Origin of the sequence: Cellulomonas sp. PhB143 (genome assembly GCF_003752595.1) — a bacterium.
GTDB lineage: Bacteria > Actinomycetota > Actinomycetes > Actinomycetales > Cellulomonadaceae > Paraoerskovia.
The window spans coordinates 1-17,077 of sequence record NZ_RKIJ01000004.1; the positions used below are offsets into that span (position 1 = coordinate 1).

Genomic DNA, 17,077 nt, shown 5'->3' on the forward strand with positions numbered 1-17,077 from the left:
CCCTGCCGGTGTTGGTGTTTTTTTTTTTTTTTCGGGGGGGGCGGGGGGGTTCCTCTTCTTTTCCCCTCTGTTTGCGGCCCCCCCCCCCCCCCCCCGGGGGGGGGGGGGGGGGGGGCCCCCCCCCCGCCCCACCGCCCCTCCCGCCGCCCACTATCGACGGCCCGACGACGTCTCAGCGCCGGTGACCGCCCGACCCCGCGTCCGTCGGGTCGCTCGTCCCGACCCCGTCGCGCAGCCCGACCGCGTCACGCGGCTCGGCCGGGTCCCGCAGCTCGGCCGGGTCGTCCGCGTCGGGCACCTCGGCGACCGGCACCTCGATCCCGTCGCAGTCGACGAGGTGCCCGTCCTCCACCCGGTCGCCCTCGGCCAGGGCCTGGAGGACCTCGGCGCGGATGACGCGCGACCCGCTGGCCACGAACACCGAGCCCTGCTCGGAGTTGCCGCGGGTCCAGTGGTTGAACACGAGGTTGAGCACGATCGCCATGATCGCGGCGGAGCTGATGCCCGAGTGGAAGATGATCTGGAACCAGCTCGGGAACTGGTCGTAGATCGTCGGCTGCACCACGGGCAGGACCCCGAACCCGATCGAGGTGGCGACGATGATGAGGTTCATGTTGTCGCTGTAGCGGACCTTGCTCAGGGTGCGGATGCCGCTCGCGGCCACCGTCCCGAACAGCACGATGCCCGCGCCGCCGAGCACGGCCATCGGCACCGCGGTGACGACGCGCCCGAGCACGGGCAGCACGCCGAGCAGCACGAGGATCCCGCCGCCCGCGGCGACGACGAACCGGCTCTTGACCTTGGTCACCGCGACGAGGCCGACGTTCTGCGCGAAGGCGCTCTGGGTGAACGTGTTGAAGATCGGCGCGACCGCGCTGGAGAGCATGTCGGCCCGCAGGCCGCTCGCGATGCGCTTGGAGTCGATCTTGCTGCCGGTGATCTCGCCGACCGCGATGATGTCCGCGGTCGTCTCGGTCAGGGTGACGAGGATGACGATCGTCATCGACACGATCGCGGCGAGCTGGAACTCCGGGGCGCCGAAGGCGAAGGGCGTCGGGAAGGCGAAGATGTCCCCGTCACCCACCGCCGAGAAGTCGGTCATCCCGAAGATCGCCGCGACGACGGTCCCGAGGACGATGGCCAGCAGGATCGACAGGCGCGAGATGGTCGCGTTGCCCACCTTGGACAGCACCATGACGATCACGAGCGTCAGGCCGGCGAGGCCGAGGTTCGCGGGGTCGCCGTAGTCGTCCGCCGAGGCGTTGCCGCCCATCGACCAGTTGGCCGCGACCGGGATGAGGGTCAGGCCGATGGTGGTGATGACGACGCCCGTGACCACCGGCGGGAAGAACCGGACGATGCGCGAGAAGAACGGCGCGATCACGAGGCCGATGAGCGAGGCCGCGATGACGGAGCCGAACACGGCCGGCAGCCCGCCCCCGTCGGCGACGATCGCGAGCATCGTGGCGACGCCGGCGAAGGAGACGCCCTGCACGAGCGGCAGCTGGGACCCGAAGAACGGGACGCCGAGCGTCTGGAGCAGCGTGGCGAGGCCGCCCATGAACAGGCAGGCGGCGATGAGCAGCCCGACCTCGGTGGGGCTGACCCCGGCGGCCGTGCCGATGATCAGCGGCGGCGCGATGATGCCGCCGTACATGGTCAGGACGTGCTGGAGCCCGTAGGCGACGGTGCTGAGGAACGGCAGCCGTTCGTCCTCGGGGCGGTGGGCGGGGGCCGTGGGTGCCACGGCCTGCCGCGGGGCGTCAGCCTGGGGTACGGACATGCGGGGACTCCTTCGTCCGGGTCGTTCGGGTCTGGTCCTGGTCCTTCGGTCGGGGGCCCGGCACGGTCGCCGTCGCTGCGGGAGCGGGGGCGGCATGCCGGGGTGCGGGGCGCCGGCGCCGGCCGGCGCCCCGCGTCTGGTGCGGCGGCTCAGCAGAAGCCGGCGATGCCCGCCCAGGCGGACGACGGCGTCGTCCCCTCGCGCTGGACGGTCGCCTCGATGAGCCCGTAGGGGCGGTCCGCGGCGAAGAAGACCTCGCCGGGGTTGTCGAGCCCGAACGGGTCGAGGTCGACGAGGAAGTGGTGCTTGTTCGGCATCGAGAAGCGGATCTCCTCGATCTCCGGGTGCGCGTCGAGGACGGCCTGGCCCATCTGGAAGAGGGTCTGCTGCAGCGCGTACGAGTGGTTCGAGGCGAACGCCTCGAGCAGCAGGCGGCGGACGTCGTCGTACACCGCGTCGAAGTCGACGTCGGTCGTGGAATAGCGCCAGCGGGCGGCGACGGAGGTCGCGAGGATCCGGTCCGTCGTCTCGGCGAGCGTCGTGTACCGGTCGCGGGGGAAGCCGTGGAACTCCGAGCCGGTCGACTTGAGCACCGTGAGGTCGCTGATGCCGCTGATGACGGTCGTCGTGCCGCCGTCGACCGTCACGACGGTGTTGCGGACCTCGGTGCCGCCCTTGACGAACGCGTGGTCGTGGCCCTGGCCGTCGACGTCGATCCGCGACCAGGTGTACTTCTCCGCGGCCCAGCGGCCGCCGCTGACCCAGTCGAACTCGGAGGTGAAGTGCTGCGAGAGGCGGACGAGGAAGTCCTCGGGGGCGCCGACGCCGTCGCGGGCGAAGGCGTAGACGGTGTTCTTCTGGGTGTCGGTGGCCACGACGTGGCCGTTGTCGCCCTCGGTGTGCGCCGCCTCGAAGTCGCCGCGCAGCTGGGAGGAGACGTTGAGGTCCTCGATCTCGTGGCGGTCGGTGTCGCGGGTGACCTTGACGAGCCGGACCTCGGCCTTGCCGTACTGGTTCTCGCCGAGGACGACGCGGCCGGTGCTCGCCGTCGCGGGGGTGCTGGTGGTGGTTGCAGTCATGGCGATCAACTTCCTCGGTAGCTGGAGAGCGCGAAGGGGCTCAGGAGAAGGGGGACGTGGTGGTGGGTGTCGTCGACGACCCGGAAGGCGACGGCGACGAACGGGAAGTAGGTCGGCGTCCCCGAGCGGGCGAAGTACTCCCCCGTGGCGAAGACGAGCCGGTAGGTCCCGGGCTCGAGCAGCGCCGGGCCGAGGTCGGTGACCCGCCCGTCGTCGTCGGTGGTCGACGCGGCGACGACGCGCCACGTCTCGGTGGTCGTGCCGGCGTCGGTGCGGGCGTCCGCCTGCGCCTCGAGCCGGACCTCGACGCCCCGCGCCGGCGCGCCGGCGGCGGTGTCGAGGACGTGGGCGGTGACGTGCGGCCGCGTCGCGGCGGGTCCGGTCATGGGGCGATCAGTCCTCTCAGTCGCAGGACGGCGATCTGACGGAGCTGGTCCGCCACGATCTCGTCCTCCTCCTCGGCGGTGTGCCCGAGCCGCTCGGTGAGGGCGCCGAGGATCTCCTCGGCGCTCCGCCCGGCGGCACGGATCAGGAAGACGCGGTCGAACCTCTCCTCGTACGCGCGGTTGCCCGCGCGCAGGGCCTGCGCCACGTCGTCGTCGACGGTGCCGATCCCCGCCTGCTCGGCGCGCGAGGCCCGGGCCTCGGCGTGCTCCCCCGCCGGCTGCTCGCCGATGCGGGGGTGGTGGGACATCGCCTGGGCGACCTCGTCCGGGCGCAGGGGTGACGCCGCGCCCTCGGCCGCCGCGGCGAGCGCGTCGGTGTCGGCGTACGGACGGCCGTCGACGATCTCGGCGGCCCACCGCTCGACGTCGAGGCACGGGCGGAGCGCCGCGACGGCGTCCGCACGCTCCAGGGCGTTGAACTCCTCGATCTGCATGGTGACCTCATGCTCACAAGATGCTGGCATCCACGGTGTCGGCTATACGGGGCGGTTCCGCCCTCGGTACCGGGCGGTTCGTCGTGTTCCGTATCGTGGAACTGTTATTTCAGCATGTGTAAATAGTGAAACAGTGTCGGGCGTCACATGTCAAGAGGCGGACGTGAGCTCCTGGCGGAGCCGCGCCACGTGCCCCTGCGCCGCGACACCGTACTGCGCGAGCCGGACGTCGCCCGTCGGGTCGATGACGACGGTCGAGCGGAGCAGCCCGCCGTCGCCCCACGCGCCCCAGGCGCGCGCGACCGCGCCGTCCAGGTCCGAGAGCAGGGGGAAGCCCAGCCCGTGCTCGCCCGAGAAGGCAGTCAGCGCCTCGGGCGCGTCGGGCGAGACGCCGACGACGGCGTACCCGGCACCCTGCAGCGACGCGAGGCTGTCCCGGAAGTCGCAGGCCTCGGTGGTGCAGCCCGGCGTGGCCGCCTTCGGGTAGAAGTAGACGACGACGCCGCGGCCGCGGTAGTCCGCGAGCGCCACGGGGGCGCCGTCCTGGTCGCGGAGGCGCAGGTCCGGGGCAGGGTCGCCCGCGACCAGTCGCGCGGTGGTGTTCTCGATGGCATCGTCGCTCATGCTGACCTCGCATTGTTTCCGTGGTGTGAAATCGCTTTGTTGCGATGTGAAATCACGGTAGGGGGGCCGTCACGGGGCGTCAACCCGTGCGGCGGGCTCGGCGTACTGTCTCCACGGAGCCGCCCGGGCTCCCGCGGTGAAGGGTCTTCCATGGTCGGCACGTCGGCACGCAGCACGCTCCTGACGCTCGGGGTGATCGGCTCGTCCGCGAAGGAGAACGAGCAGCGGCTGCCGCTCCACCCGGACCACATCCCCCGGCTGGACGCCGATCTGCGGGAGCGCCTCACCCTCGAGCACGGGTACGGCGCACGCTTCGGCGTCGACGACGCGGTGCTCGGCGAACATGTCGCCGGATTTGCCTCCCGCGACGAGATCCTGGCGGGCTCCGACGTCGTCCTGCTCCCCAAGCCGCAGCTCTCCGACGTCGTGGCGATGGGTCCCGGTCAGGTCCTGTGGGGCTGGCCGCACTGCGTCCAGGACGCCGAGCTCACCCAGGCTGCGATCGACCGTCGGCTGACGTTGATCGCCTTCGAGTCGATGAACCACTGGACGAGGGACGGTCGGGTCGGCCTCCACGTCTTCCACAAGAACAACGAGCTCGCCGGGTACTGCTCGGTGCTCCACGCCCTGCAGCTCGCCGGGGTGACCGGGGACTACGGGCGCCGGCTGAGCGCGGTGGTGATCGGGTTCGGTGCGACGGCCCGGGGCGCCGTGACCGCGCTGAACGCCCACGGCGTGCACGACGTCGCCGTGCTGACCACCCGCGATGTGGCCGCCGTCGGGTCGCCGATCCACTCGGTCCAGATCCGGCAGTTCGACCACGACCCGGACGGCGATCACCTGGGCCACGTGATCACGGAGCGCGGACGCGAACCGATCGCGAGCTACCTGGCGGAGAACGACATCGTCGTCAACTGCACCCTGCAAGACCCGGCCGACCCGCTCGTCTATCTGCGCACCGAGGACCTCGCCGCGTTCCGGCGCGGCAGCATCGTCGTGGACGTCTCCTGCGACCTGGGGATGGGTTTCGACTGGGCCCGCCCGACGACGTTCGACGAGCCGACCTTCACGGTGGGCGAGAACGTCCTGTACTACGGCGTCGACCACAGCCCCTCGTACCTGTGGGGCTCGGCGACCTGGGAGAACAGCAACGCGCTGACGCCCTTCATCCGACCCGTGCTCGAGGGCGGCGCCGGGTGGGACGGCGACGAGACGGTGAGCCGGGCGATCGAGATCCGCGACGGCGACGTGGTCAACCCGATGATCCTCTCCTTCCAGGGACGGGCGGTCGAGCCGCCCTACGCTCGGGTCTGAGCTCTCCCCGTCTACCCTGTGCACCGATGATCACCCGTGCCGAAGCCGCGTACCTGGGCGCGCGCCGCGCGTTCCAGAACCCGATGCTCGACCTGCTGCACAAGCGGCACGCTCCCCTGGTGGTCTCGCTGCTCTCCGTCGTCTTCACCGCCGAGCGCCCGGCCGTGCCCGTCGCCGACGCCCACGCGGAGGTCGCGGACGCGCTGGAGCACCTGCGCGCGGCCGGTCTCGGTGACGAGCTGCCGGCCGGGACGGCGCGCGAGCTGTGCCGGCAGTGGTCCGACGCGGGATGGCTCGTGCGCCAGGTGCTGGACGACGACGTCGAGGTGTACCGGCTCTCGGCGCACGCGGTCGGCGCCCTGGACGTCGCGGGACGCGCCGGCGGGACCGGCGCGCGCGTGTCGCGGTCGCGGGTACGCACGCTGCTGGATGCCGTCGAGCGCCTCGCCGACGACGCCGACCCGGACGTCATGGTGCGCGTCGCGCGGATGCAGGAGGAGATCGACCGGCTCCGCGCCGGGGTCGCGCGCATCGAGCGGACCGGCACCGTCGACGCGGTCGACGACGAGCAGCTGCTCGAGGAGGCCCACAACGTCCTGCACCTGGCGCGGGAGCTGCCCGCGGACTTCGCGCGCGTCGCCGAGTCGATCCGCTCGATCCAGCGCGAGGTCGTCACGGCGCTGCGCCAGGACCTGCGCCCGACCGGCGACGTGCTGCGCGAGTACCTCGCCCAGGGCGAGCGCGTCATGGACTCGACGCCCGAGGGCCGCGCGTTCGCTGGCGCGCTGCGCCTGATTGGCGACCCCGAGCAGCTCGACGCCCTGTCCTCGCGGCTGGACGTCGTCCTGCGGCACGCCTTCGCCCGCGGGCTGCCGGCGCAGCAGCGCGCCGAGCTGGGCGAGATCGTGCGCCGCATCGAGCTCGGCCTCGAGCAAGTGCTCACCGCCCAGCGCGAGGCGTCGTACGTGATCACGGCGCAGGTGCGCAACCACGACCCGCTGCGCGACCGGCAGGTCGACGAGCTGCTGCGCGACGTCATGTCCGGGCTGCAGGCCTGGCTGCCGACGTCCCGGCGCGGGCAGGGCGTCGAGGCGCTGCGCCGCGCGCCGGTCGCGGAGGCCGGGCACCTGCGCGAGAGCCTCGACGACCTGCGCGGCGAGCAGGCTCCGGAGCCCCTGGTCGCCTGGGAGGACGACGGCGCCGTGCCCGACGAGGAGGCGCGCGCCTGGGGCGGGCCCCACTACGCCGAGCTCGACCGGCACCTCGCCGCGCTCGCCCGGCGGCTCGGGATCGACGGGGCAGGCGGCTCAGGCGGGTCCGGCGAGGTCGACGGGTCCGGCGGGTCGCTGGACGTCGCCGCGGCGTTCGCCGCCGGGCCGACGGCGCTGCGGCGCCCGGTCGACCTGCTGGGGCTCCTGGAGATCGCCCACCGGCGCGGGATGAGCGAGACCGGGGAGGTGGCGTACGTCGAGGCCGTCCGGCCCGACGGGACGCGCCGGCGGTTCGCGTTCGGCGCCGCCACGACACGCACGAGAGACCAGCACGAGGACGAGGACGATGCCTGAGACCGTAGCCCCGACCGAGCACCGGGACGGCTTCGTCGCACCGGTCCCGATGGAGGACGACCCGGCCGCGCTGTTCGCGGGCGACACCGGCACGCTCGACCCGGACGTGCGCCGCGTGCTGGTGCGCGTCCTGCAGCGCCGCTACCTCCTGGCGGACCGCAGCCCCGAGCTGTGGCGCACGCTGCTGGCCCACCAGCAGGTGGTCGAGTCGCGGCTGCACGACCTGTTCGTCCACCTCGTCGTGGACCACGAGCGGGGGCTGGCGTACAAGCGCCAGGTGCGCTCGGCGGAGGCCGAGGTCCCGGTCCTGCTGCGCGACGAGCCGTACTCCCGGGCCGAGACGCTCGTCCTGGTCCACCTGCGCACCGTGTACCAGCGCGAGCGCGGCGCCGGCGAGACGTCGGCGCGCATCGACGTCGAGGAGATCGAGCAGACCGCCCTGAGCTACTTCGACCCGCAGGGCACCAACCTCGCGGCACGGCAGAAGGAGGTCCGGGGCGCCGTGGCGCGCCTGGCGAAGGAGGGGATCCTCGAGGAGGAGTCCGAGGGCCGCTACCGCGTGACCGCGCTGGTCGAGGTGGTGCTGAGCACGGAGCGCCTCGGCGAGCTGCGCGACTGGCTGCGCGAGCAGGCCGCCGGCCGGGAGCAGGTGGCCTCGTGACGATGCTCGACACCCTCTTCGGGCTCGTCCCCGCGTCCTCGACGGGCCGCCAGTGGGTCGCCCGCGAGCTCCAGCTCGTCAACTGGGGCGGGTACGACGGCCACCACCGCGTGCGCCTGGCACCGACGGCGACGCTCCTCTCGGGCGGCTCCGGGTCGGGGAAGTCCACGCTCATGGACGCCTACATCGCCCTGCTCATGCCGCACACCACGCCGTTCAACGGCGCGTCGAACGGGGGCGTCGTCGGGCGCCCGCGCGGAGCGGACCAGCGCAACGTGCTGTCCTACGCGCGCGGCAAGCTCGACGAGTCGCGCACCGCCGACGGCACGCGGCACAGCGTGCTGCGCGGGGACGGGCGCAGCACGTGGTCCGCGATCGCGATGACCTGGGCCGACCAGACGGGCGCCGGTCTGACGGCCGTGCGGGCCTGGTACGTCCCGTCGGGCGCCCGCGCCCTCGAGGAGGTGGTCGCCGTGCGCGCGACCTGCGACGGCGCGTTCGACCTGCGCGACCTCGAGGCCGCCGCCGCGGACCGCCTGACCCGCGCCGCCGTCTCGGCGGCGGGGCTGACGCCGTTCGACACCGACCGGGAGTTCTCCGCCCGGCTCTACTCGACGCTGGGGATCGGCGCGGCGGGCGACGGCGCCCGCGCGGTCGCGCTCCTCGGGCGGATCCAGGCCGGCCAGCAGATCACCACGGTGGATGCCCTGTACAAGGCGATGGTCCTCGAGGAGCCGGAGACGTTCGCGACGGCGGACGCCGTCGTCGAGCAGTTCGACACCCTGACCCGGGCGCGCGAGCAGATGATCACGGCGCGCCGGCAGGTCACCGCCCTCGCGCCGGTCCGCGAGCACCGCGCCGCGATCGACGCCGCCGGCGCCCGGCTGCGGACGATCGACCAGGTCGGCTCGCTCGACGGCGGCGGCACCGGGACGGCGGGCGCCGCAGCCCCCGCGGTCCTGTGGCGCCACGAGCGCCGCCTCGACCTGCTGCGCGCCATGGAGCGCGAGCTGCAGCGCCGGCGCCGCGACGCCCTGCGCGAGGTCGAGGAGACCGGCGGGCGGGTGGCGGCGGCGACCTCCGAGCTCGACGGCGTCCGCGAGACGCTGTGGTCCTCGGGCGGGGACCGGCTCGCCGCGGCACAGCGCGAGCTGCGCGGCGCGACCGAGCGGCTCGCGCGCGCGACGGCGGCGCGGGAGCGCCTGGACGCACAGCTGCGGGCGACGCTCGGCGCGGAGGTCTCCACCGCCGAGGAGCTCGCCGGCCTCGCCGCCCGGGCGCGCGCCGTGCTCGACGACGACGACGCGAAGGTCTCCGCCCGCCGCGCCTTCGGCGACGCGATGGCCGCCCGGAGTGGGGACCGGCAGTCGCTCGAGGCGCTGGAGGCCGAGCGCGCGGAGGCCGCGCGACGTCCGGGCAACGTCCCGGGCGACCTCCTCGCGGCCCGGGCCGCGCTGGCCGAGGCTGCTGGCCTGTCCCCCGACGACCTGCCGTTCGTGGCGGAGCTGGTCGAGGTCCGCACCGAGCACGAGCCGTGGCGCGATGCCTTCGAGCTCGCCCTCGGCGGGTTCGCCACGCACCTGCTGCTCGACGTGGCCCACCTCGGCGCGTTCCGCCGGGCGGTGGACGGCGTCGCCACCGCCCGCCGCATCCGGTTCGAGGGCGTGCCGACCGGGCTGCGCTCGGACGCGGGGCTGGACGCGCGGACCCTGCCCGGCCGGCTCGAGCTGCGCCAGGGACCGTTCGCGGGCTGGCTGCGCGAGGAGCTGGCCGCGCGGTTCGCCTACGTCTGCGTGGACACCCCGGGCGAGCTCTCCCAGCACGCGAGGGCGCTGACCCGCTCGGGGCAGGTCTCGGAGGGCACCCGGGGTGCGCACGGCGGTCGTGCGACCGGCGGGGACCGCGGCAGGTCGGGCCTGCTCGGCTTCACCAGCACGCGCCGGCTCACGGAGCTGGACGGGCGGATCGCCGACGCACGCGCACGGCTGGAGCAGGCCGAGGAACGGGTCGCCGACGCCGAGCGGCACCTCGACCGGTTCGAGCTCGAGTCCGACGCGTACCGCGCCGTGGCCGAGGCCGCCTGGGACGAGCTCGACGTCGCCGCCCCCGAGGCCGAGCGCGCCCGGTGGGCGGACGTCGTCGACCGGCTCGCGTCGGGCGACGACGAGCTCGCCCGCCTGCGCGAGCGCGCCGAGCGCCTCGAGGTCGACGTCCGCGAGCTCACGGAGGCCCTCGGGCGCGCCCGCGCGCGGGCCGAGGCCCTCACCGAGCGCTGGTCCGCGACGAGCAGCGAGGTCGACGTCGCCCAGCAGGTCCTGGACGACGGCGCGCGGGCCGGGGCGGTCGTGGCGCCCGAGCAGCGGGCCTACCTCGACGCGCTGCTCGGCGAGCCGGCCGCCGGTGGCGGGGAGACGTCGTCGGGCGCCGAGGAGGACCTGGCCCGGTTCGACCGCACGCTGGCACGCGCGGGCGAGCTGCTGGCGCGCGACCGGCAGGCGGCCCAGCAGGCGCTCGGCGACGGCCGCGACGCGGTGCGGCGGATCTTCGAGACGTTCGTCGAACGGTGGCCGGACCCGAACCTCGGCACGGACCCGGACGACTCGTGGCCCGACTTCGCGCGGGTCCTGGCCGAGCTCGAGAGCAATGGTCTGCACGAGCTGGAGGCGGAGTGGCGCAAGAGCCTGCTGCGCCTGTCCGGCAACGACCTCACCGACCTGCACAGCACCCTGAGCCGCTCGCTCCGCGAGATCAAGGAGCGCATCCGCCCGGTCAACGACATCCTCGCGGAGCTGCCGTTCGCCGACGACGTCCACCGGCTGCGGATCGACGCGCGAGACACCCAGTCCGCCGTGGTCGCGCGGTTCCGCAGGGAGCTGCGCGAGCTGCGCGAGCTGCTCTCGACCGACGCCGACGACGCCGAGCGCGAGCGCCGCTACGCCCGTACGGCGCGCGTCGTCGACCGCATCCGGCGCACCTCCCCCGACTTCGCCGACCTCGTCGACGTGCGGCGGCACGTGCGGCTGAGCGCCGAGAAGGTCGACCTCGAGGGGCGGCACGTGGCGCTGTACGACCACATCGGCGAGAAGTCCGGCGGGGAGTCCCAGGAGCTCGTCGCGTTCATCGTCGGGGCGGCGCTGCGCTACCAGCTCGGCGACGCGGGCGCGGAGCGGCCCCGCTACGCGCCCGTGTTCCTCGACGAGGCCCTGATCAAGGCCGACGCCCGGTTCACCGGGCGCGCGATCGGGGCGTGGCGCGGGCTCGGGTTCCAGCTCGTGATCGGCGCGCCGAACGACAAGTTCGGCGCGCTGGAGCCGCACGTCGACCTCAAGTACGTGGTGCTCAAGGACGCGTCGGGCAGGTCGCGCACCAAGGCGGTCGTCGGGGTGCCCGACGACGCGGGTCGCGGCTGAGGCGCTGACGTGCGCCCCTCGCCGCTATCCCTGGTGTGTCTGCCCGCTCCACGACGCACCGTCCCAGAACCGGAGCAGGGCCGGGGTGCCGTAGGGGTCCGGGTACCAGCCCGCGGGCGCGACGGGCGGCGGCGGGACTACGGGCGGCGGGGCGCTGGGCGGTGAGAAGGTCGCCGCGGCGCTGGCCGCCGACCCCTCGCCGCGGTCAGAGGCTCGGCGCAGCAGGTAGTCGACCTGGCCGGGCTTCCACTCGCCGATGCTCCGCTTGTGCTCGGAGACGATCTCCCACCCCGCCTCCTGGAGCGCGACCAGCTCCCGGGCGGCCTTCTTCCGCGAGACGTCCAGCGTGATCTGCTTCGTCTCCACCTTCGGCTTCCGCGCCATGCCCGCAGTCTGCTCCCGGCGGTGCCGTCGCGCCACAGACCGCCCCCGCGCGCTCCGAAGGCTCAGCGAAGCAGCTCGACCCGGCGTCCCTCGCCCATCTCGCCGTTCTCGTCGTTGACGGTGACGTACACGCCGTCGGGCACGCCGGGCCTCCGCGCGACCTTCCCGGCGATGTCGAGCGCCGTCGGCTGCGGGGCGTTGAAGAGGAAGAAGAGGTACTCGGGCTCGCCGTCGTCCGTCGACCACGAGAGAGGCCCCGGACCAGCGATGACGCTGGTCCGGGGCCTCTCGGGACGTGGGCGATACTGGGTTCGAACCAGTGACCTCTTCGGTGTGAACGAAGCGCGCTACCACTGCGCCAATCGCCCGTCGGGGTTCTCACCCCGGGGTGCTGGTCGATACTAGCGGGTCCGGGGCGATGGTTTCCAATCCGCCCGCGGCCGCGTCACGGATCCACCTGCTCCGCACGCCGCCGGCCGAACATCTCGCGGGCCGCGAGCGTCAGCGGCCCGGCGTCGACCGCGACGCCGTCCAGCACCGTCACCGGCTGCAGGTCGCGGATGCTGCTGCTCAGCCCGAGGTGCGCGCGCCCGGCGAGCACGTCCTCCAGCGCGTCGAACGCGAGCTCGTCCGGCCCCGCCTCCCGCACCGGCAGCCCTTCGGCGGGGGCCCACTCGAGCAGGAGCTCGCGGCTGATCCCCGCGAGGCAGCCCGACTCCAGCGGCGGGGTGAGCAGCTCCCCGCCGCGCTCGACGAACACGTTCGAGCCTGTCCCCTCGCACAGCGCCCCGCGCGTGTTCGCGAGGACGGCCTCGTCCCCGCCCCGCGCCGCGGCGTCCGCGAGCGCCACGACGTTCTCGGCGTACGACGTCGTCTTGAGCCCCGCCACCGCGGAGCGTTCGTTGCGCACCCACGGCGAGCGCACGGCGCTGGAGGTCTCCGCGACCGCGGCCGGCGACGCGGCCACGACGAGAGTCTGGGCACCGGGCGTGCGCCCGGAGCCGAGCGGGCCGATGCCGGCGGTCAGCGTGATGCGGATCCGCCCCGCCTCCGCCCCGGCGCGCTCGAGCACCTGCCCGACGGCGTCCCGCACCCGTGCGTCGTCGGGCACCTCGAGGCCGAGACCGGCCGCGGAGCGGGCGAGCCGGCGCAGGTGGCGGCTGAGGGCGAAGGCCCGGCCGCCGTCGACGGCGGCGGTCTCGAACACCCCGTCGCCGACGGTGATCCCGTGGTCGACGGCGCTGAGCGCGGGCTGGTCGGCATCGACGAAGCGGCCGTCGACCCAGAGGGTGAGCGTCATGACGCCAGTCTGCCGCACCGGTCTGCCGGACGGGCGCTCACCGCCGGGCGGAGGCGAGCGCCACGAGGCGACGCGCCTTGAGCTCGGTCTCCTCCCACTCGCGCGCGGGGTCGCTCCCCCACGTGATGCCGGCGCCGGTCCCGAAGCGCAGGACGTCGTCGTCCCACCAAAAGGTCCGGATGCCGACGGCGAGCTCGGCGGTCCCCGCGTCGGCGTCGACCCACCCGACCGCGCCGCAGTACGGCCCGCGCGGGACGGGCTCCAGCTCGTCGATGATCCGCAGCGCGGACGACTTGGGCGCGCCGGAGACCGACGCGGGCGGGAAGGTGGCACCGAGCAGCGCCGCCCAGCCGGGGCGCCCGCCGCCCCGCAGGCGCCCCTCCACGGTGGAGACGAGGTGCACGAGGCCCGGGTGCTCCTCGACCCCGAGCAGGCGGGTCACCTCGACGGTGCCCGGCAGGCAGACCCGCTGCAGGTCGTTGCGCACCAGGTCGGTGATCATCACGTTCTCGGCGCGGTCCTTGTCGCCGAGCCCGGCGGCCGTGGCCGCGGTCCCCTTGATCGGCCCGGACGTCACCCGTCCGCCGGCGACGCGCAGGTAGAGCTCCGGCGACGCCGTGACCACCCACACGGGGTCGACGCCGGTGCTCGCCGGGACGTGCAGCACGCCGCCGTAGGGCGCGGGGTTCCCCGCCGCCAGGACCGCGGCGAGCGCGCGGGCGTCCGGCTCGCGCCCGTCGGCGGCGCCCAGCGGCGCGGCCAGCACCCGGCAGACGTTCGCCTGGTACACGTCGCCCTCGGCGACCGCCGCGCGGACCCGCCGGACCGCGTCCTGGTACCCGGTGCGGTCGAGGGAGCTCGTCCACGCACCGCGTGCCGGCCCGCGCCACGCCGCCGGCGCGGGCGCGGTGCCCGCAGGCACCGGCGCCGGGCCGGTCCGCTCCGCGAAGCGCCAGGCACGCCGGCGCCCGCCGCGCTCGGGTCCGTCGAAGTCCGCCACGACGAACCACAGCCCGCCGTCGTCGAGCCGCTGCGGCTCTCGGGTGAGGTCGACGCACTCGACGACGCCGCGGGCCCCGACCCGGCCGAACTGCGCGAGCCCGGCGGCCGGGCGGGACGACGGTTCGCCGCTCAGGGACGGCACGCTCGCGGAGGGCACGCTCGGGAAGGACACGGGCCAACGCTAGCGACTGCCGGCCCCGTTTCGGCGGCCTGGTGCCGATCCGGGCGCCCCGCCGACCGGTGTGCTCCACGGCTCACGGCGCCGGTTTGTGTTTCGCCGCAAGAGTCCACTAAAGTTCAGGACGCGCCGGAAAACCGGGGGAAACCCCGAGCAGGCCGGTCGCGCGGATGTGGCTCAGTGGTAGAGCATCACCTTGCCAAGGTGAGGGTCGCGGGTTCGAATCCCGTCATCCGCTCGGAGGACTCCTCTGATCGAGCGATCGATCCTTGAGGTGCACACCTCAAGGTGGAGTGGCCGAGAGGCGAGGCAGCGGCCTGCAAAGCCGTATACGTGGGTTCGAATCCCATCTCCACCTCGCATCAAGCAGCACCCCGTGAGCACGACCACGCATGGGCGATTGGCGCAGCGGTAGCGCGCTTCCCTGACACGGAAGAGGTCACTGGTTCGATCCCAGTATCGCCCACCAGACACGCACGAGAAGCCGCCCCGGCTCGCCCCGGGGCGGCTTCTCGCATTGGATGGCAGCATGCCGAACCGCTTCGCGACCACCCACACCCTCGCGGTGCCGGGCGCCGTCATCACGTACGACGTCTACGCCGCCGAGGGCGAGCCGGACGGCCGGCCGCCGCTGCTCCTGGTCGGTCAGCCCATGGACGCCTCCGGCTTCGCGACCCTCGCCTCGTGGCTTCCGGGACGGACCGTGGTCACCTACGACCCGCGGGGCCTCGGCCGCAGCACCCGGTCCGACGGCGAGACCCGCAACGACCCCGCCCAGCAGGCCGGCGACCTGCACCACCTCGTCGACGCGCTCGGCTCGGGCCCCGTGGACCTCTTCGGCAGCAGCGGGGGCGCGGTCACGGGCCTGGACCTCGTCACCCGCGCGCCCGGAGACGTCCGCACGTTCGTGGCGCACGAGCCCCCGGTCCTGCCCGTCCTGCCGGACGCGGACCGGGCGCTGGCGGCGATGCGCAGGGCCGAAGAGACCTACCGCAGCCGGGGCTGGGGTGCGGGGATGGCGGCGTTCGTCGCGCTCATCTCCTGGCAGGGCGAGCTGACCGACGCCTTCCCCGCCGAGCCGCCCGACCCCGCGACCCTCGGTCTGCCGACGGACGACGACGGCACCCGCTCCGACCCCTTGCTCTCGGGCGCCTCGAGCACCGTCACGAGCTACCGGCCCGACGTCGCCGCGCTCACCGGGGCGTCCACCCGGATCGTGGTCGCCGCCGGCGAGGAGAGCCGCGACGCGATCACCTGGCGGACGAGCGTCGCTCTCGCCGGGCTGCTCGGACAGGACGTCGCGGTCTTCCCCAGCCACCACACCGGCTTCGTCGGCGAGGGGTTCGGCCGGCCGGGCCGGCCGGAGGCGTTCGCGCAGCGGCTGGGCGAGGTGCTCGCCGGCTGATCGCCGGGCGTCGGGCAGAGTAGCTCCGTGGAACCCGACCCTCTCGCCGACGCCTCGCGCCTGCGCACCCGCGCCAGCGTGCTGCACGCCGACGCGGACTCCTTCTTCGCCAGCGTCGAGCAGCGAGACAAGCCGTCGCTGCGCGGCAGGCCGGTACTCGTCGGCGGCACCGGCGGGCGGGGCGTCGTCTCCACCGCCTCCTACGAGGCCCGGCGCACGGGTGCGCGCTCGGCGATGCCGATGAGCCGGGCCCGCCGGCTCGCGCCGGCGGCGGCGGTCCTCGCACCCCGGTTCGAGGCCTATGCCGCCTACTCGCGCGTGATCATGGCCGAGCTCGCGGCGCTCTCCGACCTCGTCGAGCCGCTGAGCATCGACGAGGCGTTCGTCGACCTCGAGGCAGGCCCGCTCGCGCACGACCCGGCGGCCGCCGCCGCGCAGGCGCGCGCCGGCGTCCGCGAGCGCACCGGGCTGGCCGTGTCGATCGGAGTCGGGCGGTCCAAGCTCGTCGCCAAGATCGCGTCCGACGCCGCGAAGCCCGACGGCCTGCTCGTCGTCGTCCCCGCGGAGGAGGACGCGTTCCTGCTGCCCCTGCCGGTCCGGGCGGTGCCGGGCGTCGGGCCCGCCACGGCCGCCGCGCTCGAGCGGCTCGACGTGCGCACGGTCGCCGACCTGCGCCGCCAGGAGCTCGACGTCCTGACGATGACCGTCGGCGAGTCGGCGGGCACGACCCTGTACCGGCTCGCCCGGGGGGTGGACCTGCGGCCGGTCGCGCCGTCGGGCGAGCGCAAGTCCGTCGGCGCCGAGCGCACCTTCGCCGCCGACATCTTCGGCCCGGACGCCATCCGCACGGCGGTGGACGCCGTCGCGGACGAGGCGCTGCGCAGGCTGACCGCGCACGGCGGCGGTGCCCGGACGGTCGTCGCGAAGGTCCGCTTCGCCGACTTCACGACCGTCACCCGGTCGGTCACCCTCCCCCAGCCCAGCGCCGACGAGGCGGCGCTGCGCGCCGCCGCGCACCAGGCGTCGCTCGCCGCGGGCATCAGCGACTCCGTGCGCCTGCTGGGCGTCTCGTTCCACAACCTCTCGCCGCACGCACAGCTCACGCTCGGGTGGGACGGCGAGCCCCCAGCACCGGCGCCGGGGCCCGCTCCCGCTCCGGACGCGGTCCCCGAGGCGCCCACGGCGCCCACGGTGCCGGCCGTGCGACTGCTGGACGAGGCGAACGCCCGGCCGGGCCTGGACGTCGAGCACGCGGACCTCGGCCGCGGCTGGGTCGTGCACGTGCGCGGCCGCCAGGCCACGGTGCGCTTCGAGTCCGTGGACACCCCGCCGGCGCGCTCGCGCGTGCTCGACCTGGACGCCGACCCGCTGGCCCTGGTCCCGCCGCTGGCGGCCGCGACGTTCGCCGACGTCGCCCCGCTCGCCGACGCCCCGGACCCGGCGGGGACGGCCGACGGGACCGGCGCGCCCGCCCCTGCCCCGTGAGGCCGCC

The 17,077-nt window shown here is 74.5% G+C and carries 14 protein-coding genes and 4 tRNA genes; 9 read left to right on the forward strand and 9 right to left on the reverse strand.

Annotation, left to right across the window (positions count from 1 at the left end):
• Positions 1-172 precede the first annotated feature (172 nt).
• The 5 genes from EDF32_RS01160 to EDF32_RS01180 all read right to left on the reverse strand — a co-directional run bounded on the left by EDF32_RS01160 (position 173) and on the right by EDF32_RS01180 (position 4,366).
• Positions 173-1,783 (reverse strand): nucleobase:cation symporter-2 family protein, encoded by a 1,611-nt coding sequence (locus EDF32_RS01160; protein ID WP_123306720.1) that lies wholly within the window; start codon positions 1,781-1,783, stop codon positions 173-175.
• A 149-nt stretch (positions 1,784-1,932) separates the two neighbouring features.
• On the reverse strand, positions 1,933-2,862 hold the full coding sequence (gene pucL, locus EDF32_RS01165; RefSeq protein WP_123306721.1) for a factor-independent urate hydroxylase: 930 nt from the start codon (positions 2,860-2,862) through the stop codon (positions 1,933-1,935).
• A 5-nt stretch (positions 2,863-2,867) separates the two neighbouring features.
• Positions 2,868-3,248: a hydroxyisourate hydrolase gene (gene uraH, locus EDF32_RS01170; RefSeq protein ID WP_123306722.1), complete on the reverse strand. Its 381-nt coding sequence runs from the start codon at positions 3,246-3,248 to the stop codon at positions 2,868-2,870.
• The gene (gene uraD / locus EDF32_RS01175) at positions 3,245-3,742 is read right to left on the reverse strand and encodes a 2-oxo-4-hydroxy-4-carboxy-5-ureidoimidazoline decarboxylase (protein WP_199734783.1); all 498 of its coding nucleotides are present in this window, start codon (positions 3,740-3,742) and stop codon (positions 3,245-3,247) included. Before uraD ends, uraH begins: the two co-directional genes overlap by 4 nt.
• 150 nt (positions 3,743-3,892) lie before the next feature.
• Positions 3,893-4,366, reverse strand: coding sequence for a peroxiredoxin (locus EDF32_RS01180; protein ID WP_123306724.1), 474 nt, complete (start codon positions 4,364-4,366; stop codon positions 3,893-3,895).
• A 150-nt stretch (positions 4,367-4,516) separates the two neighbouring features.
• Here EDF32_RS01180 and EDF32_RS01185 point away from each other — a divergent pair, with 150 nt between their 5' ends.
• From EDF32_RS01185 to EDF32_RS01200, 4 genes are read left to right on the forward strand one after another with little or no spacing between them, the layout of a single operon-like run.
• Entirely contained in the window at positions 4,517-5,680 is a 1,164-nt protein-coding gene (locus EDF32_RS01185; protein WP_123306725.1) for a N(5)-(carboxyethyl)ornithine synthase, read from the forward strand.
• Between the two features lie 26 nt (positions 5,681-5,706).
• Entirely contained in the window at positions 5,707-7,245 is a 1,539-nt protein-coding gene (locus tag EDF32_RS01190) for a DUF3375 domain-containing protein (protein WP_123306726.1), read from the forward strand.
• Entirely contained in the window at positions 7,238-7,906 is a 669-nt protein-coding gene (locus EDF32_RS01195; protein WP_123306727.1) for a DUF4194 domain-containing protein, read from the forward strand. The genes EDF32_RS01190 and EDF32_RS01195 overlap by 8 nt, the downstream gene beginning before the upstream one ends.
• Positions 7,903-11,316: an ATP-binding protein gene (locus EDF32_RS01200; RefSeq protein WP_123306728.1), complete on the forward strand. Its 3,414-nt coding sequence runs from the start codon at positions 7,903-7,905 to the stop codon at positions 11,314-11,316. Before EDF32_RS01195 ends, EDF32_RS01200 begins: the two co-directional genes overlap by 4 nt.
• A 24-nt stretch (positions 11,317-11,340) precedes the next feature.
• Here EDF32_RS01200 and EDF32_RS01205 read toward each other — a convergent pair whose 3' ends face one another.
• The 4 genes from EDF32_RS01205 to EDF32_RS01220 form a co-directional block, all read right to left on the reverse strand.
• On the reverse strand, positions 11,341-11,700 hold the full coding sequence (locus EDF32_RS01205; RefSeq protein WP_123306729.1) for a DUF2510 domain-containing protein: 360 nt from the start codon (positions 11,698-11,700) through the stop codon (positions 11,341-11,343).
• Between the two features lie 296 nt (positions 11,701-11,996).
• Positions 11,997-12,068: transfer RNA gene (locus EDF32_RS01210), tRNA-Val, on the reverse strand.
• A 77-nt stretch (positions 12,069-12,145) separates the two neighbouring features.
• Positions 12,146-13,000 carry an aminotransferase class IV gene (locus EDF32_RS01215; protein ID WP_123306730.1) on the reverse strand — a complete coding sequence of 285 codons (855 nt, stop codon included), beginning with the start codon at positions 12,998-13,000 and terminating at the stop codon, positions 12,146-12,148.
• A 37-nt stretch (positions 13,001-13,037) separates the two neighbouring features.
• Positions 13,038-14,144, reverse strand: a complete 1,107-nt coding sequence (locus EDF32_RS01220) for a chorismate-binding protein (RefSeq protein WP_370449880.1) — start codon at positions 14,142-14,144, stop codon at positions 13,038-13,040.
• A gap of 202 nt (positions 14,145-14,346) precedes the next feature.
• Between EDF32_RS01220 and EDF32_RS01225 the strand changes: the two genes are divergently transcribed.
• The 5 genes from EDF32_RS01225 (at position 14,347) to EDF32_RS01245 (ending at position 17,070) form a co-directional block, all read left to right on the forward strand.
• A tRNA-Gly gene (locus tag EDF32_RS01225) sits at positions 14,347-14,418 on the forward strand.
• Between the two features lie 49 nt (positions 14,419-14,467).
• A tRNA-Cys gene (locus EDF32_RS01230) sits at positions 14,468-14,538 on the forward strand.
• 36 nt (positions 14,539-14,574) lie between these two features.
• Positions 14,575-14,649, forward strand: a tRNA-Val gene (locus tag EDF32_RS01235).
• Positions 14,650-14,709: 60 nt separating this feature from the next.
• Positions 14,710-15,585, forward strand: coding sequence for an alpha/beta fold hydrolase (locus EDF32_RS01240; protein ID WP_123306731.1), 876 nt, complete (start codon positions 14,710-14,712; stop codon positions 15,583-15,585).
• 27 nt (positions 15,586-15,612) lie between these two features.
• A complete protein-coding gene (locus EDF32_RS01245) occupies positions 15,613-17,070 on the forward strand; it encodes a DNA polymerase IV (protein WP_123306732.1) in 1,458 nt (485 codons plus the stop codon).
• Positions 17,071-17,077 lie beyond the last annotated feature (7 nt).